The 23463-nt window shown below is 59.3% G+C and carries 21 protein-coding genes and 1 pseudogene; 7 read left to right on the top strand and 15 right to left on the bottom strand.

Features of this window, described 5'->3' with window-relative positions:
* Positions 1 to 162 precede the first annotated feature (162 nt).
* From H8S59_RS18055 to H8S59_RS18045, 3 genes are all read right to left on the bottom strand, one after another.
* A complete protein-coding gene (locus H8S59_RS18055) occupies positions 163 to 1131 on the bottom strand; it encodes a L,D-transpeptidase family protein (RefSeq protein ID WP_095095613.1) in 969 nt (322 codons plus the stop codon).
* A gap of 84 nt (positions 1132 to 1215) precedes the next feature.
* Positions 1216 to 1509, bottom strand: coding sequence for a hypothetical protein (locus H8S59_RS18050; RefSeq protein WP_027901747.1), 294 nt, complete (start codon positions 1507 to 1509; stop codon positions 1216 to 1218).
* A gap of 56 nt (positions 1510 to 1565) precedes the next feature.
* Entirely contained in the window at positions 1566 to 2171 is a 606-nt protein-coding gene (locus H8S59_RS18045) for an arylesterase (RefSeq protein ID WP_095095610.1), read from the bottom strand.
* 10 nt (positions 2172 to 2181) lie between these two features.
* On the opposite strand from H8S59_RS18045, the gene H8S59_RS18040 reads away from it, so the two are divergent.
* Genes H8S59_RS18040 through greB form a run of 3 tightly spaced genes read left to right on the top strand, consistent with a single transcriptional unit; the run spans position 2182 to position 5907 of the window.
* Positions 2182 to 2865: an ABC transporter ATP-binding protein gene (locus H8S59_RS18040; RefSeq protein ID WP_027901749.1), complete on the top strand. Its 684-nt coding sequence runs from the start codon at positions 2182 to 2184 to the stop codon at positions 2863 to 2865.
* Entirely contained in the window at positions 2865 to 5372 is a 2508-nt protein-coding gene (locus H8S59_RS18035; RefSeq protein ID WP_187522313.1) for an ABC transporter permease, read from the top strand. The genes H8S59_RS18040 and H8S59_RS18035 overlap by 1 nt, the downstream gene beginning before the upstream one ends.
* Before the next feature lie 37 nt (positions 5373 to 5409).
* Positions 5410 to 5907, top strand: coding sequence for a transcription elongation factor GreB (gene greB / locus H8S59_RS18030; RefSeq protein ID WP_187522312.1), 498 nt, complete (start codon positions 5410 to 5412; stop codon positions 5905 to 5907).
* Between the two features lie 193 nt (positions 5908 to 6100).
* Here the strand turns inward: greB and H8S59_RS18025 are convergent, their stop codons facing one another.
* The 3 genes from H8S59_RS18025 to H8S59_RS18015 all read right to left on the bottom strand — a co-directional run bounded on the left by H8S59_RS18025 (position 6101) and on the right by H8S59_RS18015 (position 8639).
* Entirely contained in the window at positions 6101 to 6403 is a 303-nt protein-coding gene (locus H8S59_RS18025) for a hypothetical protein (RefSeq protein WP_095095601.1), read from the bottom strand.
* 279 nt (positions 6404 to 6682) lie between these two features.
* Positions 6683 to 7117 carry a DoxX family protein gene (locus H8S59_RS18020; RefSeq protein ID WP_095095598.1) on the bottom strand — a complete coding sequence of 145 codons (435 nt, stop codon included), beginning with the start codon at positions 7115 to 7117 and terminating at the stop codon, positions 6683 to 6685.
* Between the two features lie 97 nt (positions 7118 to 7214).
* On the bottom strand, positions 7215 to 8639 hold the full coding sequence (locus tag H8S59_RS18015) for an MltF family protein (RefSeq protein WP_187522311.1): 1425 nt from the start codon (positions 8637 to 8639) through the stop codon (positions 7215 to 7217).
* Between the two features lie 191 nt (positions 8640 to 8830).
* On the opposite strand from H8S59_RS18015, the gene H8S59_RS18010 reads away from it, so the two are divergent.
* The 3 genes and pseudogenes from H8S59_RS18010 to H8S59_RS18000 all read left to right on the top strand — a co-directional run.
* Complete coding sequence (locus tag H8S59_RS18010; protein ID WP_187522310.1) at positions 8831 to 9652, top strand: TatD family hydrolase; 822 nt, start codon at positions 8831 to 8833, stop codon at positions 9650 to 9652.
* A gap of 89 nt (positions 9653 to 9741) precedes the next feature.
* Positions 9742 to 11223, top strand: a complete 1482-nt coding sequence (locus H8S59_RS18005; RefSeq protein WP_187522309.1) for a methyl-accepting chemotaxis protein — start codon at positions 9742 to 9744, stop codon at positions 11221 to 11223.
* Between the two features lie 290 nt (positions 11224 to 11513).
* Positions 11514 to 11735: pseudogene (locus tag H8S59_RS18000) on the top strand (terminase); the annotation flags it as partial.
* Between the two features lie 20 nt (positions 11736 to 11755).
* On the opposite strand, the gene H8S59_RS17995 reads toward H8S59_RS18000, so the two are convergent.
* The 6 genes from H8S59_RS17995 to H8S59_RS17970 all read right to left on the bottom strand — a co-directional run bounded on the left by H8S59_RS17995 (position 11756) and on the right by H8S59_RS17970 (position 18053).
* Positions 11756 to 12550 (bottom strand): acyl-CoA thioesterase, encoded by a 795-nt coding sequence (locus tag H8S59_RS17995; RefSeq protein WP_187522308.1) that lies wholly within the window; start codon positions 12548 to 12550, stop codon positions 11756 to 11758.
* Between the two features lie 329 nt (positions 12551 to 12879).
* Positions 12880 to 13644 carry a CHAD domain-containing protein gene (locus tag H8S59_RS17990; protein WP_187522307.1) on the bottom strand — a complete coding sequence of 255 codons (765 nt, stop codon included), beginning with the start codon at positions 13642 to 13644 and terminating at the stop codon, positions 12880 to 12882.
* Between the two features lie 10 nt (positions 13645 to 13654).
* The gene (locus tag H8S59_RS17985; RefSeq protein ID WP_187522306.1) at positions 13655 to 15667 is read right to left on the bottom strand and encodes a transglutaminase TgpA family protein; all 2013 of its coding nucleotides are present in this window, start codon (positions 15665 to 15667) and stop codon (positions 13655 to 13657) included.
* Entirely contained in the window at positions 15664 to 16620 is a 957-nt protein-coding gene (locus H8S59_RS17980) for a DUF58 domain-containing protein (protein ID WP_187522305.1), read from the bottom strand. Before H8S59_RS17980 ends, H8S59_RS17985 begins: the two co-directional genes overlap by 4 nt.
* Positions 16617 to 17534: an AAA family ATPase gene (locus H8S59_RS17975; protein WP_099268637.1), complete on the bottom strand. Its 918-nt coding sequence runs from the start codon at positions 17532 to 17534 to the stop codon at positions 16617 to 16619. The genes H8S59_RS17980 and H8S59_RS17975 overlap by 4 nt, the downstream gene beginning before the upstream one ends.
* Positions 17535 to 17774: 240 nt before the next feature.
* Positions 17775 to 18053: a hypothetical protein gene (locus H8S59_RS17970; RefSeq protein WP_027901763.1), complete on the bottom strand. Its 279-nt coding sequence runs from the start codon at positions 18051 to 18053 to the stop codon at positions 17775 to 17777.
* Positions 18054 to 18239: 186 nt separating this feature from the next.
* Here H8S59_RS17970 and H8S59_RS17965 point away from each other — a divergent pair, with 186 nt between their 5' ends.
* A complete protein-coding gene (locus tag H8S59_RS17965) occupies positions 18240 to 19298 on the top strand; it encodes a patatin-like phospholipase family protein (RefSeq protein ID WP_187522304.1) in 1059 nt (352 codons plus the stop codon).
* A 170-nt stretch (positions 19299 to 19468) separates the two neighbouring features.
* On the opposite strand, the gene H8S59_RS17960 is transcribed toward H8S59_RS17965, so the two are convergent.
* Genes H8S59_RS17960 through kdpC form a run of 3 tightly spaced genes read right to left on the bottom strand, consistent with a single transcriptional unit; the run spans position 19469 to position 23432 of the window.
* Positions 19469 to 20158, bottom strand: coding sequence for a response regulator (locus tag H8S59_RS17960; RefSeq protein WP_095095571.1), 690 nt, complete (start codon positions 20156 to 20158; stop codon positions 19469 to 19471).
* 31 nt (positions 20159 to 20189) lie between these two features.
* A complete protein-coding gene (locus H8S59_RS17955; RefSeq protein ID WP_187522303.1) occupies positions 20190 to 22850 on the bottom strand; it encodes a sensor histidine kinase in 2661 nt (886 codons plus the stop codon).
* Between the two features lie 9 nt (positions 22851 to 22859).
* Complete coding sequence (gene kdpC, locus H8S59_RS17950; RefSeq protein ID WP_187522302.1) at positions 22860 to 23432, bottom strand: potassium-transporting ATPase subunit KdpC; 573 nt, start codon at positions 23430 to 23432, stop codon at positions 22860 to 22862.
* Positions 23433 to 23463 lie beyond the last annotated feature (31 nt).

Below are 23463 nucleotides of genomic sequence, written 5' to 3'. Positions count from 1 at the left end.
CGGGCGGGTACACCGAGCGACAGCGAGGTGCCGAGTGATGGGGCAAGAGCCTTTTGCTTACTTTTGGGCTCCTTTCAAAAGTGAGGCGCTGTAAAAGCGCAACAAATATCAGCCGTTACCTGACAACGGATATGTACGCAAAACAACCACATAAAAGAACCATCACTGCAACGGAACCGAATCCTGAACACTCGCAGCCACCGCAGCACCCGGCACCGCGATTTCGACCGGCATACCATCCTCAGCCGCAACCACATCACGAACCAGATCCCAATTCATGCGCAGGTTATTGGCCAGGTCTTCGCGCTTGAGCAACGCATTGATTACTGCGGTGTGCTTATCGACCACCGAAGGGTTGCCGTTGTCATCCACTGGCGTATGTGCCTCCAGATAAACCTTGCCACCGCTGACACCAAACTTGTAAGGCTCGGCAATGATCCGCACGGTAGTGCCCACCGGGGCCATATCGGCCAGCTCCAACACGTTGTTGTTGTACATGCGGAAACAACCGTGACTGGTGCGCATGCCAATACCGAACTTCTTGTTCGAACCGTGAATCAGGTAACCGGACATCCCCAGGCCAAACTTGAAAGGCCCCAGAGGATTATCCGGACCAGCAGGCACCACGTTTGGCAGTGGATCACCATCGGCAGCGTGCTCGGCACGGATCGACGCCGGTGGCGTCCAGGTCGGATTTGGCGTTTTGGCGATCACCTTGGTGACACCAATTGGCGAGCCCCACCCTTCCCGACCGATACCCAGCGGATAGGTGTGAACCACATTCTGCCCTTTCGGGTAGTAATACATGCGGTACTCGGAAAGGTTGATCACGATACCTTCGCGCGGGCCCGGTGGCAGCACGAATCGGGTTGGCAGCACGATCTGCGTGCCAGCGCCCGGCAACCATGGGTCGACGCCCGGGTTGGCGGCGATCATTTCCAGATAACCCAGATCGTACTTCGTGCCCAGGTCGGCGAAAGTATCTTCGTATCGGGCCGTTACGGTCTGTACCTGGCCGATGATGTCTTCACCCGGCGGCGGCAAGGGGAATTCCAAAGCGGAAACGGAGCCTGCCGCACACAGTGCAGCAAGCGACAGGCAGCGGGTAACGGCTGGAATGCGCGACAACATCCGGGAAATCCTTGGGCAATACGGCGGGTAGTGAAGTAGCGAATTGTACACCCAGACCTGACATACCGGGAGTCAACCCGCAATTTACTCCATGAAGCGTAATTCAGGCCAGATCGGCCGGTTGCCACTTTTTTGCGCTTCGACGATGGCACGGCACAGCGAGCACAACCGCTCGTCACGAAAAACCTCTCTCGCCACAACTGACCAGCGCGGCTGTGCGGGCAACAAAGTGCCACACAGCGTGCGATCAACGGTCCCGCCAAGCTCCAGTTGGCGGGCCACCAGATGCACTTTGACTTCCTGGCACGCGAACAGATCGAGCTGCTCATCGGGCTCGATCATTTGATAGGCATACAGGGACCAGGCAGGACGTGGCATGGAGGGCTCCAGATTGGGGGCGCCACCTTAGCCGAAAGCCCCCGCCTAGAAAAGCCTCAAAGCAGCGGTTTTAGCGTCGGCCAGACATTTTCCAGCAACTTTTGCTGAGCATTGGCCGCCGGATGCAAGCCATCCGCCTGCATCAGCTCGGGAACACCGCCCACCCCCTCGAGAAAGAACGGCACCAGTGGCACTTTTTTCTCAGCGGCCAGATTGGTGTAGACCTCCTTGAACGCGTTGGTGTAACGCGGACCGTAGTTCGGCGGGATCTGCATACCCAGCAAAAGTACCTTGGCGCCAGCATCCCGCGAGCCGTCAATCATTGATGCAAGGTTTTGTTGCAATTGAGTTGGCTGCTGACCACGCAAGCCATCATTGCCCCCCAACTCCAGGATCACCAGTTCCGGCTTATGCTCTGCAAGCAGCGCAGGCAGCCGCGCCCGTCCTCCGGCACTGGTATCGCCACTAATAGAGGCATTGATCACTTTGTCGGTGAAACCCTCCTGCTTCATGCGCTGTTCAAGCAAGGCAACCCAGCCAATGCGGGTATCCAGGCCGAAAGCCGCGCTGATACTATCCCCAACGATCAATACTGTGCCCGCCGCTGCGGCTTGTGACAGCAACAGCAAACCCAGGCCAGCACTTAAAAACCACGCACGCATCGGATTCTCCATGAGTGAAAGTATTCTCAGTGCTCTGAGCCTCAACAAAGTGGTCCCCAGCACCGAAGGTGACCTGACCATCCTGCACGAACTCTCACTGGAACTAAACAAGGGCGACAGTCTGGCCATCGTTGGCGCGTCAGGTTCCGGTAAATCAACGCTCCTCGGTCTGCTGGCCGGTCTGGACTTGCCAAGTTCCGGCGCAGTGATCCTCGCCGGCCGCAACCTGAGTGAGCTGGACGAAGACCAGCGCGCCCGGGTCAGAGCCGAGCATGTGGGTTTTGTGTTCCAGTCATTCCAGTTGCTCGACAGCCTCAACGCGCTGGAAAACGTCATGCTGCCCATGGAACTGGAAGGTCGCAAGGATGCGCGCGAGCAGGCCAGAGTTCTGCTTGAGCGCGTCGGACTGGGCAAACGTCTGACCCACACGCCGCGCCAACTCTCGGGAGGTGAGCAACAACGAGTCGCCATTGCCCGTGCATTCGCGGCAGATCCGTCCGTACTGTTTGCCGACGAGCCTACAGGCAACCTGGACAGCCAGACCGGTGAGCGCATCAGCGACCTGCTGTTCGATCTGAACAAGGAACGCGGCACGACGCTGGTACTGGTCACCCACGACGAACGTCTGGCACATCGCTGCCGTCGCCTGATCCGTCTTGAAGGTGGCCGTCTGGTCGCCCCATTGGAGCCTTGATGGTACGCCTGCCGTTTTCGCGCCTGCTCACCCTCGCCACTCGCCAACTGCTGCGCGATGCCCGCGCCGGTGAACTGCGAGTCCTGTTCTTTGCCTTGCTGGTAGCCGTAGCCGCCAGCACCGCCATCGGTTATTTCGGCGCCCGCCTTAACGGCGCGATGCTGTTGCGCGCCACCGAGTTTCTTGGTGCTGATCTGGTCGTAGAAGGTTCAAGCCCGGCCAGGCCTGAGCAAATTCAGGCGGGCGAAGTACTCAAGCTCAAGCATGCACAAATCGTCGTGTTTTCCACGGTCATCGCCACCGATGCCGGGATTCAGCTTTCGAGCATTAAAGCCGTCGACGGCGTTTACCCGCTACGCGGTGAACTGAAAAGCGCTGCCGACCTGTATCAGCCTGAAGAAGTCAGCCGCGGCCCGAAACCCGGTGAAGCCTGGGCTGAGTCGCGATTGTTACCGGCAGTGGACCTCAAAGTGGGTGACGACATCGACGTTGGCTCCAAAACACTCAAGCTGACCCGGGTGCTGACCTATGAACCTGATCGTGCAGGCAACTTCTACAGCCTGACACCTCGGGTCATGATCAACATGGCTGATCTGCAAGCCACCGGTGTTGTGCAACCGGGCAGCCGCGTCAGTTATCGGGACATGTGGACCGGCCCGCCTGAAGCGTTGGCCGCCTATCGCAAGGCCATCGAACCGGGCATGGAGCCGCATCAGGAAATCAAGGACGCCCGCGACGGTAGTCAACAGATCGGTGGCGCGCTGGGCAAGGCCGAACGATATCTGAATATGGCCAGTCTGGTTGCGGTGCTGCTTGCCGGTGTAGCTGTTGCATTGTCTGCTGCACGTTTTGCCGTGCGCCGATTCGACGCCAGCGCACTGATGCGCTGCCTGGGTCTATCCAGAAATGAAGCGCTGGTGCTGTTCAGCCTGCAACTGGCCATGCTTGGCCTGCTAGCCGCATTGAGCGGTGCATTGCTGGGCTGGCTGGCGCAACTGGCGCTGTTCGCTCTGCTGCATAATCTTCTGCCCGCAACAGTACCTCCCGGTGGGGTGATGCCTGCTCTCGCAGGTATCGGCACCGGGCTGGTTGCGCTGGCCGGGTTTGCTCTTCCGCCGCTGGCAGCCTTGGGTCGCGTACCGCCGCTTCGTGTGCTGCGCCGTGACATGCTGCCCATTCCGGCCAGCTCATGGCTGGTGTACGGCGCCGCCCTGCTCGCTCTGGGTTTGATCATGTGGCGTTTGAGCCTGGATCTGGTGTTGACCTTTGCCTTGCTGGGCGGCGGCGTGATTGCCGCGGTGGTGTTGGGCGGTTTGCTGTTACTGGCCTTGAAAAGCCTGCGTCGCCTGTTGGCCCGTGCGTCCCTGCCGTGGCGCCTGGGTCTGGGTCAATTGCTGCGCTACCCCATGGCTGCTGCAGGGCAATCGCTGGCGTTCGGCCTGATTCTGTTGTCCATGGGTTTGATCGCGTTATTGCGTGGCGAACTGCTGGACACCTGGCAAAACCAGTTGCCCAAAGACGCACCGAACTACTTCGTACTCAACGTGCTGCCGGATCAGAAAGACGCCTTCAGCCAGCAGATCAGCAAACTTTCACCTCACGCCGCCCCGCTCTATCCCGTGGTGCCTGGTCGCCTGTTAAACATCAACGGCAAGCCGGTGAGCGACTTCGTGACCAAGGACTCTCGCGGGGAAAACGCTACACGCCGCGACCTGAATCTGACATGGTCGGCAAACATGCCTGAAGGCAACACCCTGACCGCAGGCAACTGGTGGCCAGCGAACGGCGAAACCAGTGCAACTCCCGGAGTGTCGGTAGAAGCCAAGCTGGCTGACAGCCTGCAGATCAAACTGGGTGACCGTCTGAACTTCATGATCGGCGGGATGAGTCGTGATGCCGTGGTCACCAGCCTGCGGGACGTTAACTGGGACACCTTCCAGCCAAACTTCTTCATCATCTTTCAGCCCGGCACTTTGCAGGATCTGCCCACCACCTACATGACCAGCTTCTATCTGCCTGCTGGCAACGACAAGCAGATCGTCGAGCTGTCGCGCACCTTCCCGGCCATCAGTATTCTGGGCGTCGAAGCGTTACTGGAGCAGGTACGCAGCATTCTGGATCAAGTCACGCTGGCGGTGCAGTTCGTGCTGCTGTTCGTCCTGGCTGCGGGCATTGCCGTGCTGTTTTCCGGCTTGCAAGCGACCCTTGATGAGCGTATTCGCCAAGGCGCACTTGTACGGGCTTTGGGTGCGGAACGGGCATTACTGGTCAAGGCGCGACGCATCGAGTTCGGTCTGCTGGGCGCCGTCAGCGGCTTGCTGGCTGCACTGGGTTGCGAATTGGTGACATTCGCCTTGTACCGCTACGCATTCAACCTCGACTGGGCGCCTCATGCCTGGCTGCTGCTGTTGCCTGTCATCGGCGCTTTGCTGGTAGGTGGCGCGGGCGTATTCGGTACCCGTCGAGCGTTGAATGTCAGCCCGCTGACGGTGCTGCGCGATGGCTGATAGACTTTGCGCCCTTTGTTCCCTACAACGACAATCCATGAGCCGCTATCGCCCTCCCCGCACCGCTGGCACCGCGCTGATCACCCCTGAGGGTGAAGCGCGGATGCGAGCCGAACTCCATGAGCTTTGGCACGTCCGCCGCCCGCAAGTCACGCAGTCGGTGAGCGAAGCAGCAGCTCAGGGGGATCGTTCGGAGAACGCCGAGTACACCTACGGCAAAAAAATGCTGCGCGAAATCGACAGTCGCGTGCGCTTCCTTACCAAGCGACTTGAAAGCCTCAAAGTCGTCGACGCGCACCCCAGCGATATCAACAAAGTCTACTTCGGCGCTTGGGTGACCATTGAGGACGAAGATGGCAAAGAGTCGCGCTACCGGATCGTCGGCCCTGACGAACTGGACCTGAAACTGAACCTGATCAGCATCGACTCCCCCTTGGCCCGCGCCCTGATCGGCAAAGCGCTGGATGCCGAAGTAAAGGTTTATACCCCCACCGGTGAGCAGCTCTGCTACATCGTAGCGATTGATTACCTCTGATAGAGCAGGTCAGCCTTCTGACACCGCGCCGTCGCACAGCAAACACAGCCCCTGTAGGAGTGAGCTTGCTCGCGATTCGTTTTTTTGGCCAATGAATTTCCCGCCTTAACTGCCGCTATCGCGAGCAAGCTCACTCCTACAGAACCTCATTTAGAATCATATAGTTATGTTTACTTGATAGGAGTTGCTGCCCTCAACACCGAGTAATCAACCCCTGCCGGGCAATGCGCGTCAGATCACGCACCACTTCTTCCACGCGTTCGGCAGAAGGCGCCTGAACCACCGCTAGGTCGAACTGGTCATCCTTGAAGTTGGCCAGTGACTGTTGCGGATCGACAAACTGGATCAGAAATGCGTGAGGCCCGCCGTTGCGACGTGGACGGCCGTCCAGAAAGCGCAACAGGGTTGGCTGGTGTGAACCGCAGAGCAGGATTTTCGGGTTGCGACGGGAAAACTGGGTGGCAATCGGGGAAATACGGACGACAGGATGGTTCATGATGTTTTGACTCAGCCTCAAATGCTCCGCTGGGCAGCGGTGAGAGGCAACACCGAACCAACGCTTTAGCGGTATTTCGAAGCCCCTGAGGACTTCTATCGATAAGCTTCATGCTCATCTGGCGCCCCGCAAGTAGTTGTTAAATCGGCGCATGGGCAGCATCGTAGAGAAGCCGCCCGCTGATTGTCAATTGCCAGTAACGCGCTTCTTATTTGTTCCCAATAAAAAAGACCCGCACCAGGCGGGCCTTTCAGGCGTTACATCTATCAGTAACGTTGATCAGTTACCAATGGCGCGATCGATGGACAGCTTGCCCGCCCCTTCAATCAAAACGGCCACTACACCGCCCAGCAACGCCAGCGCGAACTCATAACCATTGTTGGCCATGAACAAGCCGTTGTGGATGTGTACCGAGAAGATCGCCACGACCAATGTAGCTGCCAGTACCAGCGCCGCGGGACGGGCCAGCAAACCGACTACCAGACCCAGACCGCCGAAGAACTCTGCGCTGCCGGACAGCAGCGCCATCAGATAACCCGGTGTCAGACCCAGGCTTGCCATGTACTGGCCGGTGCCTTCCAGACCGTACCCACCGAAAGCGCCGAACAGTTTCTGGCTGCCATGGGCAACAAAGATGATACCGACCAGAATCCGTACAACAGTCAGGCCGTAACCAGCGCGGGTAGTGAAAAGCGATTTGATCCGAGTGTTCATGTGAGGCGTTCCGTGAATGAAGTTGATAGCGCCATATTAATCGGATCAGCCAATGTAGCAATCGCAAAAAACTCGGCATCACTATCTATTTTCTCGATCATTTCCTCACGACAGCTTTGCCGGACGGAGCGCTTTCCAGTGAATCCCGCTCACGATCAAACGCAAGGTAGTACTTGTTCACACTGTTGACGTAACTCACCACGCCCATGCCGGCCTGATCCATGGCAACCCGCTCAGTCTGGAAGAACCACTGATCAGGGTTGAGCCCTCGTCGTTTGGCTTCCTTGCGCATGCCTTGCACGCGCTCCGGGCCGAGGTTGTAGGCCGCCAAGGTAAACGCCATGCGTTCACGCTCGTTGAATCGGGAACTGGCGAAAAACTTGCGGCGGATCAACGCCAGGTACTTCGCCCCGGCCTGCACATTGCTATCGGTAGACTGAATGTTGCCCACGCCGACCCGCTTGGCGGCGGACGGCGTGATCTGCAACAACCCGGTAGCGCCGCCGCTGCCCTGCGCCTGTGGCTCAAGCCCTGATTCCTTGAAGGCCAGTGCTGCCAGATTCAACCAGTCCATGCCTTGAGCGTCCGCATGGCGTTGCAAGGTCGGCCGTAACTCCTCAAGACGCTGCCGATCAGCCCTGGCCAACGGGTTGTGGACCTTGTAGAGATTTTTGTAGGCCTTCTGGAACGCCAGGTCCTGATTGGCTGGCGGTTTGTAGCTCTTGAGAAAGCCATCGATAGTGGCGCGCAGCACGGTTGCGTCCTGCCGCACAAACCAGTTCATGTCGCTGTTGGTGCTTAGGGTCAACGAACGATCCACACGCAATTTGGGCATGACTTTGGCCCACCGCTCGGCGATAGGCTGCTCGACCACCGTGAGGTGGTAGATCCCGGCCTGAACCATCTCCAGTACGTCCTCCACCGCCAGGCTTGGATCGACCCACTCGATTTTCACCGGGGGCAGCTTGCGCAGAGCCAGTCGCTGATTCAGCAGATGCACGGCCTCATCGGCAGCACTGCCCGCGGACAAACTCAGGGTTCGTCCAGAGAGCTGTTCGATATGTTTGAAGCTGCGCGCCCCTCTGACACCCACCACTACCAACGGCACATGACGGATGATCGGCTCACTGGCCTGAATGCCTCTGGCTTCCCGCGTGTCGAGCAGCTCGCCAGGGGCAACCAGATCCCCCTCACCCCGCTGCAACGCGATGAGTAACTGGTTTTTGGCTTTGGGCATGATTTTGAAGGTAACTTGCTGACCATCACGGGAATGGCTATTGAGGTATTTTTCGAAGGCTTGCAGTCGGTGGTATTCGACGCCGATTTCCTCTCCCTTGGCATCCCCCGAGCTATTGCGGCTCTGATTGACCAGCACGCGCAATACCTTGCTGCTGCGAATCGTCGGCAGATCGCGCACGACTGTTTTGTGCTCGGCAACTTGCGGCCCGGCCTGACGGGCACTGACCGAAAATGGCAACAGCAGCGACACAGAAACAATCAGGTAGAGGGAAGCTCGGATCATTAACTCTCCAGGGTAATGCCGTTCGAAAAACATGAAAAAAGAAGTGGGTGAAGCGTGTGCGATGACACGCGGGCCATCCGAATGCTACGAAAATGAATCAGAAGCGTCTCTCAAACGTCTGATTGTATTACCTTTTATTATTGAAGCCGTAGCTCTGATATCCTCAGTGGTCTCCGGCCAGAGGTAGCACCATGCAACTCATCGACATCGGCGTCAATCTGACAAACGCCAGCTTCGACTCCCAACGACAAGCGGTTCTTGATCGCGCCTATGCTGCGGGCGTCTGTCAGTTGCTGCTCACCGGCACCAGCGTCGAAGGCAGTGAGCAGGCCTTGAAGCTTTGCCATGAGCTCGACGAAAGCGCTTTGCGACTGTTCAGCACCGCAGGGATTCATCCTCATTCGGCGGTTGACTGGAACGCTGACAGCGAGCGCCAATTGCGCGCTCTGCTTCAGGAGGACCGCGTGCAGGCCGTCGGCGAGTGCGGGCTGGATTTCAATCGCGACTTCTCTCCGCGCCCGCAACAGGAAAAAGTTCTGGAAGCACATCTGGCAATGGCCGTGGAACTGCAAATGCCAGTATTCCTCCACGAGCGCGATGCGAATCAGCGGCTGCTGGAAATCCTCCGGGATTATCGTGATCGTCTGCCTGCTGCCGTGGTGCACTGCTTCACCGGCGAACAGCGCGCGCTCTACAGCTATCTGGACCTGGACCTGCACATCGGCATCACCGGCTGGATCTGCGATGAGCGCCGCGGAGCTCACCTGCACCCACTGGTTCGCGATATTCCCCGTGGCCGATTGATGCTGGAAAGCGATGCACCCTACCTGCTGCCGCGTACCCTGCGGCCCAAGCCGAAGAACGGTCGCAACGAACCCGGCTTTCTGCCGGAAGTCCTGCGAGAAGTCGCGCAGCGTCGCGGTGAGACCCTCGAGGACCTGGCCAGCCACAGCAGCGCCACCGCAAGAGAGTTTTTCGCATTACCTCAAATACCTGTCGCCGCTCAGGATTAGGTTGATCCAGGTCAAGGGACGCTTTGTTGAGTAGGAGATGATGATGGCACCTTGCTGCATTTCTCCTGACTAACCAAAGAAGACCTCCTATGGGCACCTGGATTAGTAACCTTTCCCTGAAGTACAAGTTCTGGGCCGTCAACGCGGTGGCCTTTTTCACCACGTTGATGCTGGTCATCTACGCCCTGCAACTGGAGCAACAGGCCCGTATCGATGACGCCCGGGAGTCAGCTCAGGCCCAGGCACGTCTGCTCGCTACCTGGCCTGCGCCCCAGCCACTGCCAAGCCAGTCCGGGCTGTTGGTGTTCACTGCCGGGCAAACGCCCGAATTCAACGGACGGCCTCTGTCTGAGTTGAGCGCTGCCAAGGCATGGGTCGAACTCAACCCACGACCGTTGACCGGCGAAAGCGCGCTTATCGGTGCTCAGATCGTGTCACGACCTGACGGGCAGCGAATCGCAGTACTGGCGTTTGCCCCGAGCCTGATGCAAGTGCTGGAGCAGCGCTTCGTCAATTACGCCCTTGCCGTGCTCGTGTTGATGCTGGCCATGCTCGGCGCTTCGCAATTGCTGATCCGCTTCCTGCTGACTCAGCTCAACACCCTCAAAGACGTCATGCTGCACGTGGAAAAAAGCGGCGACCTGTCGGCCCGCGTGCCACTGACCGGCGAGGATGAAGTGGGCCAGATGGCCAAGGCATTCAACGCCATGCAGGCAGGCTATCAGCGAGTCGTCACCACGGTCTCGCAGACCGCTACGCGTCTGGATCAGGGCGCAATGCATCTGGCGGCAGGCATGAGCGATGTGCGTCAAGGCATGCTCGGTCAGCAAAGTGAGACTGATCAGGTCGCCACCGCCATCAATGAGATGTCCGCAACGGTTTTCCACATTGCCCAGCACGCCAGCACCACCCGGGATCAATCCCGAACCGCCGATACCTTGGCAGGTGGCGGCAAGGCTGTGGTTGACCGGGTTCAGACCTCGATCGCCGGTTTGTCGACTGGCGTGCAGCAAACTGCCGGGATGATTCAGCGCCTGGCCGAAGACAGTCAAAAGATCAACGGCGTGGTCAGCGTGATTCATAGCATCGCCGAGCAAACCAATCTGCTGGCCCTGAATGCGGCGATTGAAGCGGCACGGGCTGGAGAAATGGGCCGCGGCTTTGCGGTGGTCGCCGACGAAGTCCGCAACCTGGCCAAACGCGTTCAGGTCTCCACCGATGAAATCACCACGATGGTTTCAGCGTTGCAATCCGGCACCCGGGATGCCGTCGATTTCATGCAGGACAGCTCGTTCAAGGCTGATGAGTGCGTGCAGCAGGCGCACGAAGCCGGTGAAGCACTGGCAGCCATTGCCGATGCAGTGGCGCAAATGCGCGAAAGCAACACCCAGATTGCAGTCGCCGCACAGCAACAAAGCCAGGTCGCCGAGGAAATGAACCGCGCCGTGGTCAGCATCCGCGACGTGACCGAACGCACCGTCAACCAGACCGTGGACTCGGCAAGCACCAGCGACGAACTCGCCACCCTGGCGGGTGAACTGAGCAAGGCGATTGGGCAGTTGAAGCTGTAGGTCCGGTTTCAAACATTTGCAGAATGTCGTGGGGTTGGCTTCAGCCAGGAAGCGGCCAGTTCAGACCACACATTTGTATCGTAAGAGATGCCGCCTTCCCGGCTAAAGCCGGTCCCACGGGAGTATGTTCTGTGCAGTGCTTTCCCACGATAAACAGCAACGCGTCTGTCTCTGGCGGCGGATCACCGCTTTCAGGATCTATCACACCGATAGTCAGGCTTGATTCGCCGCAACTGCGAGTTGGGCCTACTCTTCAGGCATTCACACAGTGTTTGTAGAGGAATACAGTCATGGCCAAGCGCATACTCAATCTCCATGCATGGCAGTCGGGTAACTGCGCCGATAATCAACTTCAGCCCAGCAATCTGGTGCTGCACCTGATCGTCGTGCCGCTGTTCATTCTGGCTGCGCTGCTCATTCTGGACGGGGTGTTTTCCATGAGCTTCTCCTCACTCGCCATAGGCGTCATCGGCCTGATCGCGGCGTTGGGCATTCAGCGTCACGCTCATTCGCCAGCGATGTGACAGCGAGCTCACCCAAACACCGTCACCGTCTGCCGACTGATCGCGATCAACTCGCCCGCCGGCGACCAAAGCATCGCCGCAGTGTGACCGTAGCCATCGCGGGCATGCTCGATAACCGCCTTATACGAACCCCAATCATGCGTGCTCAACGTCGGCATCGGCTGCACAAACTCGATGGTCCAGGTCAGTGAACTGCCCGGCGCGGGTTTACTCAGGTGGGGCAGCAGCGCCGGTGGCCAGGTGTCGACCAGCGCCAGCATGTGCGCTTCACTGGAAGGCCCTTCTTCGATGTCGCGAAACCTCACGTAACCGCCAATGGCCGGAGACGGCGTATTGCTGAACGGCATGCCGCCCAACGCCCAACGCAGCTCCATGAACTGCAGGTACTCGGGCATCATGCCGCTGACAAAGGGCAGTTGCGGGCATTCTTCCAGCGGTTTGAGCGTAGGCGCCGGATCGGATTTCACCGAAATCACCGACTCGCGTGGCGCGCCGAAGCTGCCCTGAATCAGCGTCATAACCTGACCATTCTGCGTCGCGCGACCCAGCAACTGGCTGACCGCTTTGCCTTCGCGCAATACCTCTACTTCGAAAGTGATCGGGACGCCAGGCTCGGCCGGACCGACAAAGGTGATCGCCAAGGAGCGCACTGGCCTCCCCTCAGGCACCTTGGCGCGCATCGCTTCATATTGCAGCGCCGCCATCAAACCACCAAAACTGGCGCGGCCTTGCGCCCATTCAGCCGGGATGGTCACATCCTGCGGATTGCGCCGCACCGCATCGATCAGCTCGGAAAACTTCATGTATACCCCGTAGTACCGATAATAAAAGACCCGCGCGGTGGCGAGTCGGCAGACAGGCGTTGATCTTAACCAGCCATCATGGATAGCGGATACGACATATCTGCCATATTTGCGGCCGGATCAACGCTGCCCAGTCGCTAAATCGCCGCACAGTCTCCGGCGAATAACTCACCTGTAGGAGCGCGCTTGCCCGCGATTGCGTCGGCATAGGCAATATATTCATCGACTGACGGACCGAATCGCGGGCAAGCGCGCTCCTACAGGTAACAAAGCATTCCAAATCAGACGGTTGAAATGTGTTTAACGGCAGCCAATACCTTAAAGCGATTTCAGCCAAAACAGGTCTTGCTCAAACGCTGCAGCGCAACATCGGCCTTCTTCTCTGCACGTACGATACCGGTTTGCCAGGCGGCGATGCAGGGTGCCAGGTCGCGTTCCTGTCCGGCCTGGGCCAGCCATTGCAGGTGATCGTGCCAGTCGCCCAGCGCACCTTGAGCGGACTTCAAACGCGACTGCATTTTCTTCGGTTGATGGCTCAATTCGGGATAAGCATCCGCGGCATAGCGCACGCGTTTGATCAACAGGCGTAGCCGATGCCGGTCATGAGCAGGGTCGGCGATGGCTTCGCGGAGTTTTTTCCACTGTTTGTCCATGCCTTTCTCGATGGTCTTGCGCAGGCCGCGCAGCAGTTGTTGCCGCTGTTGGACCCGCAGGAATCCTGGAAATTGATCCAGAGTGCTGAACAGGCGACCGAGTTCGGCAGAGGTCGCAACCTGCCCGTAAGCCTTACTGACCTTATTGATACGCACGGCTGCAGCGTCGGTCAGGCCTTGTTCGGCCAAGTGTGCGGCCAGTACTTCCATGTCCCGGAGCGGCGTAGTCAGTTCCCCGATGGCCTTGGCTGCGGCTTCCAGTTGCTCGACACCCGACACACCGCGAAGAGGACGCAACAGGCTGCGAAGACGGCGGACCGTCGTGCGCAAGTCGTGCAACGCCTCGGGGTCGGTGGACGCGGCAAGACGCGCCTGACAAGCCAGCAACTTGATATGCAGGCCCAGGACCTGTGCGACCAGATGGTCAACCATCGATGACATGAACTCATCCTTATCGTGAATCGTGGGTTTCTTTGACGGCTGACAAACGCCATGGCAAACGACGCCGCAATTGCTTCAAACGCCTGCGCAGTTCCGCCGGTGATGACGAGCTACCGGCGTAACGTTGCGCCTGGAACTCTCTGACAAACGCATCGATAGCTTCGGCGTGCCCCGGTAACGACAATGCCGCACGGCGTGAGAACTGTTCGGCCCCCTCCCCCGGCAAACGCCGCAGGCCATGGCGCGCCAGCAATCTTTCGAACGCACCGAACAGGCGAAGTTGCGAATCACTTTCCCGCTGCCAGGGTTTGAATACCCACAGCGCAACCAAACCCAGAAATACGCCCAACCCAACGATGAACGCCGGAGCCTCAAGACCTGAGAACCAGCGATTCAGCACCCGCAACTGCTCCTGCCCCTGATAGCCAAGCACCCAGCGCTGCCAGCCGTAGTTGAGGTTGTCCCAGCTCAGGCGCAGCGAATTGATCCACGGCACATGGCGATAGCGCAGCGCCGACATGGGTGAATCCGCTAGAAACGCCTCGTCCGCGGCCAACGCTTGCTCCAGTCCTTGTTCTATACGCTGCGGCGCAACCGCTGCGGTGGGGTCGACGCTGCGCCAGCCGACACCGGGCTGCCAGTATTCAACCCAGGCGTGAGCATCGAACTGGCGCACTGTCAGGTACTGGCCATCCGGGTTCAGTTCGCCGCCCTGATAACCGGCCACCACCCGTGCAGGAATCCCCGCTGCACGCAACACGAAAGTCATGGCCCCAGCATAATGCGCGCAAAAGCCACGCCGGCTCTCAAACAGGAAGTCATCGATGCTGTCAGGTCCCAGCGTCGGTGGTTTGAGGGTGTAGTGATAAGGCTCGCGGGCAAAGTAATCGAGCATCGCCTGCACCAGCCCATCGGGCTGCGGATGACGGCGCACCAGATCGCTGGCCCACTGCCGGGCCTGGGGATTGCCTTTGGCGGGTAACTGCAGGTCCTGTCGCTGGATGTTCTCGCTGAGTTGCGCCTCACGGGTTGCGTCCGGCCAGGAGGTGACGTTGTAGAGCAACGACTGCTCCACCGGCCGCCGTCGCTGCAAGCGGAAATCGTTCATCTGGCGCACATCGCCCAGATTGCTTTCGGCTACGTCCAGGCTCGACAACCAGGGTCGGCCGCTGGGTTCCATGACGATGCTGTAACTCAGCGAATCACCTCGTTTCTGCCACTGCGGCATCTGCACGGTTTGCGCGCGCAGCGACTGGGACCAGCGCCGACCGTCGAACTGTTCAAGGGTCAGGGAGCGCCAATACAGTTGATTACGCGCCGGAATCGGACCGTCAAAACTGGCACGAAACACCAACGCCGCAGACTTGCTCAGCTCGGCCATGTCCCCCGGTGCCATGCTGTCGGAAAGCCCCGTCTGGCCTTTATTGCTCGGCTGCGGCAATGACCAGAGCGGCTCCAGACGCGGGAAGAACAAGAACAGCAAAAGCATCAGCGGCACAGCTTGCGCCAACAATTTAATCGCCAACTTAAGGCTGCCGGGCTGACTGCTGGAATGACTGGATGACTGCAGGCCGATCAACGCCGCCAACAAGGTGCTGACCGGCAGCAAGGTAAATGCCGCCCACAGCAGGTTGTCCTCAAACAGGTAGCCGACCGTGATGCAAAAGAAGCCAAGAAAGATCAGTACCAATGCATCGCGTCGACTCTGCGTCTCGAGCATTTTCAGCACAAAGGCCGCCACTAATAGCGCGGCACCGGCCTCCAGACCGACCAGACTGCCACGGGCCAGATACACCCCGCCCGCCGTGCCCACCAGCAAACCGCCTTTTATCCATGCCCCCGGATGGCGAGCACGCATCCGGAATATCTGCACCCGCCACAGCATGCAGGCCAGCCACAAAATGATGATGGTTCCAGGAATGTGCTGAATGAACGGCACGATGACCAGCGCTTGTGCCAATAGCAGCCAGAGCAGGCTGGCACGCGGAATCGGCAGGCTCAGGCCGGACGCGACGGAGTTCATTGTCGCACGCCGTACAACGCCAGAGCGCGCAGGCAGGTTTCCCGGTGCAGATTGCCGTTGTCCACTGCCGACAGATAACCCGGCAAGCGCAAGGCAAACGGTTGCTGACGCTGGGACAGAATCACCACCCAATAACACAGACGCGACAGCCGCTCTTCGATGTCACCGCCCAGGGCCATGAAGTCCAGGCACAAGTCCTGACCGCTCAGGTCGGTGAAGTCCTTGAGCAGCAGTCCTTGGCCTCTGGAATATGCCTTCCAGTGCAGGCGTCGCCGATTGTCACCGGGCTGATAAGTGCGCAAGCCCTGATAGTCATCCACGCCCGGTCCCTGAGTGGCCACCCCCTGATCTTCGGCATGGGGCTGAACGCCTTTAAGCAACGGCATTGCACCCGCCACCGGCTGCGGGTAAATCAGCGCAGTCTGCTCCAGATCCAGCCAGCTCCAGGTGCGCAGAATGCTTAACGGAAAGACGCTTTCAACCCGTAGCCTTGGTGCCCGCAACCAGCCGCGATTGTGTGCAGGCAAGCTCAACTCGACCTCGACTCGTGCTTCGGAAGCGATATCGACTTGCTGCAATTGCTCCGCGTCCCAGCCCAGCGAGATCGCCTGATGGGCATGGTTATCACTTTCCAGGCGCAGGCTCAGTTGCACGGTCTCACCGACAAACACAGGCCGCGCCGGGCCCGCGCTAATCACCAGACCGCTCAGGTTTCGGTAGGTGTGCAGGATCCCCAGAATCGCCATCGACAGCAGCAGGAACGTCAGGCCATAAGCGAGGCTGTTCTGATAATTGATCGCCACCAGCAACATCAAAAACAGCACCAACGCGAAACTGCCACCGGTACGGGTGGGTAAGATGAAAATGCGCCGGTGGTCGAGTCTGACCCGCGATGCGGGGGGGATACGTCGCGCCAGCCAGCGCTGCCAGAACGGTTTGAACTGTTCGATCAAAGCGCCGGCACCTCACGCAGCAACCACTGGACCAAGGCCCCGCCGCCATGCCCGGTGGGATCAGTCCGCTCGCGAAGACGATGGCCAACCACCGAGGGCAAAATCGCCTGCACGTCTTCGGGGATCACATATTCGCGTCCGGCCAGCAAAGCCCAGGCCCGTGCTGCGCTGAGGATCGCCAGACTCGCCCGTGGCGACAATCCATAAGCGAACTGCGGCTGGGCGCGGGTTGCGTCCACCAGTCGCAAAACGTAATCCACCAGCGCATCGCTGACCCGCACTTGCCGGGCCTGCGCCTGTAAAGCCCCTAGTTCGGCGTGATTCAAAAGAGGCTGTAGACGGGGCAATAAATCCCGACGTGATTCGCCCAACAGCAAGGCTTTCTCCGCCGAGCGTGCCGGATATCCCAGTGAAAGACGCATCAGAAAGCGATCCAGTTGTGATTCAGGCAAAGCAAACGTGCCGCCCTGGCTGAAAGGGTTCTGGGTGGCGATCACAAAGAATGGATCCGGCAGCAAACGGGTCGCGCCTTCAATAGTGACCTGCCCCTCTTCCATGGCTTCAAGCAAAGCGCTCTGGCTTTTGGGCGTGGCGCGATTGATCTCGTCAGCCAGCACCAGCTCAGCGAAGATCGGGCCGGGATGGAAGGTAAACTGCCCCGTTTCCCGATCAAACACCGACGTGCCGAGAATATCCCCCGGTAACAGATCCGAAGTGAACTGGATTCGCTGGAAGCTCAGGCCCAGCACCTTGGCCAAGGTATGGCTGAGTGTGGTTTTGCCCATGCCGGGCAAGTCTTCGATCAACAAATGGCCGCCACCGAGCAGGCAGGTCATTGCCAGCCGGACTTGCGGCTCCTTGCCTAACACCACCTCGTTGATGGCATTGAGGCACTCATCGAGTTTTCTGCCCATCGAAAACACTCTCCAGGCGACTGCCTATGGCTAAAACGGGACTGCTGTGCAGTCACAATAAAGTTAGCGTAGGTGTTTTCGCCAGAGAGAAGAGGAAATTGGTACGGGAGGGATGGGAATGTTGGCTGAAAAACAATTGTGGGGGCGGTGCTTGTGCGCGATAAACGATAACGCGGTATGCCTTCTGGCTGCGTCTCATGTATCGCGGGCAAGCACCGCTCCCACAGCGCCCAGCTCTACTTACCTGCCAGCGCGGGATTCGCGGATATAGAAGCGGGCTTTTTCGGCTTTCTCGGTGCAACCTTCGAATGCTTCGAATTGTTGCTGGGTCTTGGCGCCAGTCAGCAAGGACAAGGCTTTGGAGTAGCTGACCGTACCGGCGAAGCCTTCAGCCTTGGCCAGATCGAGTTCCTTCCAGGCCGAATCGAGTTGCGTCCCGCAACTTTCGCGATAACCGGTTTTACCCGCGCAACCAGTGAGAACCAGAGCAAACAAGGGCAGGACAATCCAGGCTTTCATCGGTGTTACCTCAAGAAGAACGATCAATGGTGCAGCTTTGACGGCGGCGCTTGCTGAAAGTGCCAATACCGCGGTCGCAAGCGTAACTGTTTTTTACTGAAATAGAGCCTTCACAACGCCTAAATGAGCGATAAAAATAACCCGATTCAAGCGTATGGTGGATCAATCTGACTCGGGGAGCCTTTCATGAAAAAACGTATAGCACTGGTGCTGGGTTCTGGAGGCGCTCGGGGTTATGCGCATATCGGTGTCATTGAGGAACTGGAGCGCCGCGGCTATGAGATAGCCTGCATTGCGGGTTGCTCCATGGGGGCGGTAGTTGGCGGTGTGTATGCGGCAGGTAAGCTCAGACAATACCGGGAATGGATCGAAAGCCTGGACTATCTGGATGTGTTGCGACTGGTAGACGTCAGTTTCCGCCTTGGGGCGATTCGGGGCGAGAAGGTGTTCGGTCAGATCCGCGAAATCGTTGGTGAAGTCAACATTGAGGACTTGCGCATTCCCTATACCGCAGTGGCGACTGACCTGACCCATCAGCAGGAAATCTGGTTTCAGGAAGGCTGCCTGCATCAGGCCATGCGCGCCTCGGCGGCCATTCCCAGTCTGTTCACGCCCGTAATGCAGGGTAATCGCATGCTGGTGGACGGTGGCCTGCTCAATCCCCTGCCCATCGTGCCGGTGGTTTCCAGCCATTGCGACCTGATCGTCGCGGTCAATCTCAACTCGACCACCCAAGGGCATTATCAACTGCCGGTGATCGAGCGCCCGCCTGCGGTGAAACGGCGCTTCGATCACATGATCAGTTCACTGGGTTCGCGCCTGCCGTTCCGTCGCAAGCTGGACGCCGCTGGCAACGAGGTGTTGCACCTGCCGCAGAACAGTCCCAAGGCCAGCGCGGCGACGATTGACAATCCCTGGCTGGAATCCGCCGACCCGCAAGGTCAGCAAGCCGCCGCAGCCCCTCAAGGCGAGAGCGCGCCGAAGTCCGCTACGGGATCGGTGATCATCGACAACGTCGGCCCGGCGTCGCTGCTGGACCTGATCAACCAGAGTTTTGAGGTGATGCAGACGTCTCTGGCGCAGTACAAGATCGCCGGGTATCCGCCGGATATCCTGATCAATGTGCCGAAACGCGTGTGCCGGTTTTTCGAGTTTTACAAAGCCCCGGAACTCATCGCCCTGGGCCGGGAGATCGCCAGCGATACACTTGATCGGTATGAGGCGGAGCATCGAGGCAATAGCTGAAATGTAAATTTTTTGGCTTGGCGCACCGTCAATACTCAGTATCGTCATATTCGTTGGAGCGAGGCTTGCCCGCGAAAGCGTCGGGTCAGTCAATGCATGTGCTAGCTGAAAGGACGCATTCGCGGGCAAGCCTCGCTCCAACAGATATATATTCCAATTACAAAAAGTATTCAGGCCTCCCGTAGCCTGTATCCCACGCCCGCTTCGGTCACGATAAACCTTGGTGCGGTGGGGTCATCTGCCAGCTTCTGGCGCAAGTGACCGACCACAATTCGCAGGTAGTGGCTGTCTTCGGTATGGGTCGGGCCCCAGATGTCCTTGAGCAATTGCTGTTGTGTAATGACCCGCCCCGGATGCCGCGCCAGTTGAGCCAGCACCGCGTACTCCTTGCGGGTCAAGGCCACTTCAACCCCATCCAGCAGCACCCGGCGGTATGCCAGGTCAATGGTCAAAGGACCGAACACCAGTGCCGCACCCTGTTGTTCGCCCGTCGGGGCCTGACGCAACAAGGCGCGAATACGAGCCAGGAACTCCTGAATACCAAACGGTTTGGTCACATAGTCGTTGGCACCACCATCCAGCGCCTCGACCTTCTGGGTTTCGCTGGCCCGCACTGATAGCACCAACACCGGCACACTGGACCACTCGCGAAAATCCCGTAGCACCTGCTGACCGTCCATGTCCGGCAAGCCCAGGTCCAGCACCAACAGATCGGGTTTGCTCAGCGCGGCCTGAGTCAGGCCATCGGCCCCCGTTCCTGCTTCCAGCACTTTGTAGCCCTGGGACGCGAGGCTGATGCGCAGAAACTTGCGAATCTGCGGCTCATCATCGATCACCAGAATGGTTGCGGTCTGACTCATGATCACCCTGATTCTTTAACGTAGAGCGGACTCAAGACAGCAATTCCGCTTCGCTTTCGCCTTGAGGCTGAGCCTGAAGGGGCAAATATAGAGTGATAGACGTGCCCTGACCATCAATGCCCTGCCCGACGCTGATCCGCCCGCCGTGGGCACCTACCATGCCCTGACAGATGGCCAGCCCCAACCCTGTGCCCTGTCCGCCGCGATCGCCCCGCGCGGCGGTATAAAACATGTCGAAAATCTTGGCCCGCTCTTCTTCAGGAATACCTGGCCCTTCATCACTGACCGCAAAGAACAGTTCGCCATCGATAGCCCCGGCCTCCAGTTCCAGACGCCCATTCACGGGCGAAAAGCGTGCAGCGTTTTCCAGCACGTTGACCAGTGCCTGCTCGATCAACGCCGCGTGTACATACAGCAGCGGCAACTCGGCAGGCAGCAAGGTCTGGACCTGCAGCGGCGCCATTACTGCACGCAGTCGATTCAGCGCACTGCCGACGATGTCCCCCGGCGACACCCAGTCCCGCGCCAGCTTCAACGCGCCGTGACCAAGTCGGGTCATGTCCAGCAGGTTCTGAATATAGCGATCCAGACGCTCGGCCTCGTCCCGAGTGCCTTCGAGCAACTCCCGACGATCTTCAAGGGGGATGGCTTCGCCCAGTGCCAACAGGCTGTCGATGCTGCCACGCATGGCCGTCAGCGGTGTGCGCAGATCATGGGACACCGACGCCAGCAACGCACTGCGTAACTGCTCGGTTTCCCCGTGCAAACGCGCCGCCTCCAGGTCATCCGCCAGTTGCGCCCGAGCCAGCGCCTGAGCCAGCGGTTGGCTCAGCGCAATCAACAGTCGACGCCGTTGCGCAGTGAAATCCTGCCCCGTACGTGCACTGACACCCAGCAACGCCAGCGGCCCGTCTTCGCCGGACAACGGGCACCACCACCAGCGACTGGACGGCAAGGTGCCAGTGCCATGCCCGGCGGGTTGATCATGTTTCCACGCCCAGTCCGCAGCGGCGCGCTCCGGCTCGGACAATTGCGCGATGCCGCTTTGCACTTTCCAGCCGTTGGGGCCATCCCGGTCGATCAGGCAAATATCAAGCTCTTGCCAGCCACTCAGATGCTGCCCGGCAGCGCTGATCACTGCTTGTCGATCAGTCGCGGCGGTCAGTTTTCGCGACAGGTCGAGCAGTTCGCTGGTTTCTTCCTGTGTTTCGCGCAGGGCTTGCATTTGGCGACGCTGACGGGCCGCGAGGTTGCCGGTCAACGCCGACATCAACAGGAAAAACAGCAAGGTCAGCACGTCTTCTTCGCGCTGGATACTCAGGGAAAAGCTCGGTGTGATGAACAAAAAGTCGTAAGCCAGAAACGACAGAATCGAAGACGCCAGGGCCGGTCCCGTGCTGGTCCGCACGGCCACCAGCAGCACCGCAGCCAGAAACACCAGCGAGATGTTCGGCAAGTCCAGCACGCTGGACACGGCCCAGGCGAAGGCGCTGGCCAATACCGTGGCGATCACCGCCAATGAATAGTCCTGCCAACTGGCGGGACGAGAAGAACGCACCCGTGGTTGATCCGGTAACGGCTCGCTGTCCAGCACACTGATTTCCAGCCCGTGGGCTTCGCGTAACAGACGTTCAGCCACCCCTCCCCCCAACCAGCGACGGCGCAGTCGCGGCTGTGACTGGCCGACCAGCAAGACACTGGCGCGACGTTCACCCGCATGCTGGATCAAGGTCCTCGCCACTTCACCGGCCCGCAACAGCACCACTTCACCGCCCAGCCGCTCGGCCAGTTGCTGGGCACTCTGCAGGCGAGCACGATTTTGCTCATCGAACGGCCGGCCATTGTCGACATGCACCAGGCTCCATGGCAGATGCCGCCGCTGAGCGACACGGCTGGCGTGGCGCACCAGACGATCGGCGTGCGCATCGCCATCGACGGCGACCAACAGGCGACCACGAACGGCCGGTGCCGCCTGCCCCATCTGGCGATATCCCTGAGCCAGATCGTCATCGACCTGAGCCGCAGCGGTCTGCATCGCCAGCTCACGCAAGGCGGTCAGGTTGGTCTGGGTGAAGAAAGCATCGATGGCCGCACGCGCTTGCTCAGGCACGTACACCTTGCCGTCACGCAGCCGTTCCAGCAGTTCACGCGGCGGCAGGTCGATCAGCACCAGTTCATAGGCTTCCTGCAACACCCAGTCCGGCAAGGTTTCCCGAACCTGCACGCCCGTAATGCCGCGGACCTGATCGTTGAGGCTTTCCAGATGCTGGACGTTGACCGTGGTGTAAACGTCGATGCCAGCGGCCAGCAGTTCCTGAATGTCCTGCCAGCGTTTGGCATGACGACTGCCGGGCGCGTTGCTGTGCGCCAGTTCGTCGACCAGTACCAGTTTCGGCTTGAGCCTGAGCAGACCGTCGAGGTCCATTTCCTCCAGCGTCACGCCGCGATATTCCGAGCGAACCAATGGCTGCTGCGGCAAGCCGCTCAGCAGCGCTTCGGTCTCGGCCCGACCGTGGGTTTCGACGACGCCAGCGATAAGCGCCACGCCCTGGCGTAACTGAGTGTGAGCGGCCTGCAGCATGGCGTAGGTCTTGCCCACACCCGGCGCAGCGCCGAGAAATACCTTGAGTCGACCGCGCCCGTCTCCGGGCATCTGGGCTAGTAACGCATCGGCACGGCCGGAATCACTCATATTGCTCACTCAAAGCTGTGCTTGTTGTTGCGCAGACGTTAACTCATTCAGGCTGCGATTCAAGTTCAAAACGTTGACCACTGGCGGACCGATCAAGGGCCGCAAGGTATTGGCCTCGATCAACCCCTGGACTTTCTCGACGGAAAGCTTGCGCGCCTTGGCCACTCTGACGGTCTGGTATGCAACGGCCTCGGGTGAAAGGTGCGGATCAAGACCGCTGCCGGAAGTCGTCAGCAGCGCCAACGGCACCGGGCCCTGCCCTTGCACAACTTCTTTCGTGGCGTCTTCGCTGATCCGCGTAGCGAGTGCCGGGTTGCTTGGGGAAAGGTTGCTGGCACCACTGGCGACCGTGGCAAAAGCACCTGCGGAAGGCCGCGAGTGGAACCACTCGTCTCCGGTGAAGGACTGGGCGATCAACTGCGAGCCGCGGACCTTGCCGTCGGCGTCGTGGATCAAGCTGCCGTTGGCCTGATCCGGGAAAGCGACCTGAGCAACGCCGGTGACGACCAACGGGTAAGCGACGCCGGTGACGAGGGTCATCAAGACCAGAAGGCTCAGAGCGGGACGGATGATGGTGGACATGGTGAAAAGCCTCATGAATCGAATTTGAAAT

Source organism: Pseudomonas folii (assembly GCF_014357575.1).
Lineage (GTDB): Bacteria > Pseudomonadota > Gammaproteobacteria > Pseudomonadales > Pseudomonadaceae > Aquipseudomonas > Aquipseudomonas folii.
Note: the sequence above shows the minus strand (reverse complement) of the source record. Positions and strands in the feature narration are given on the sequence as shown.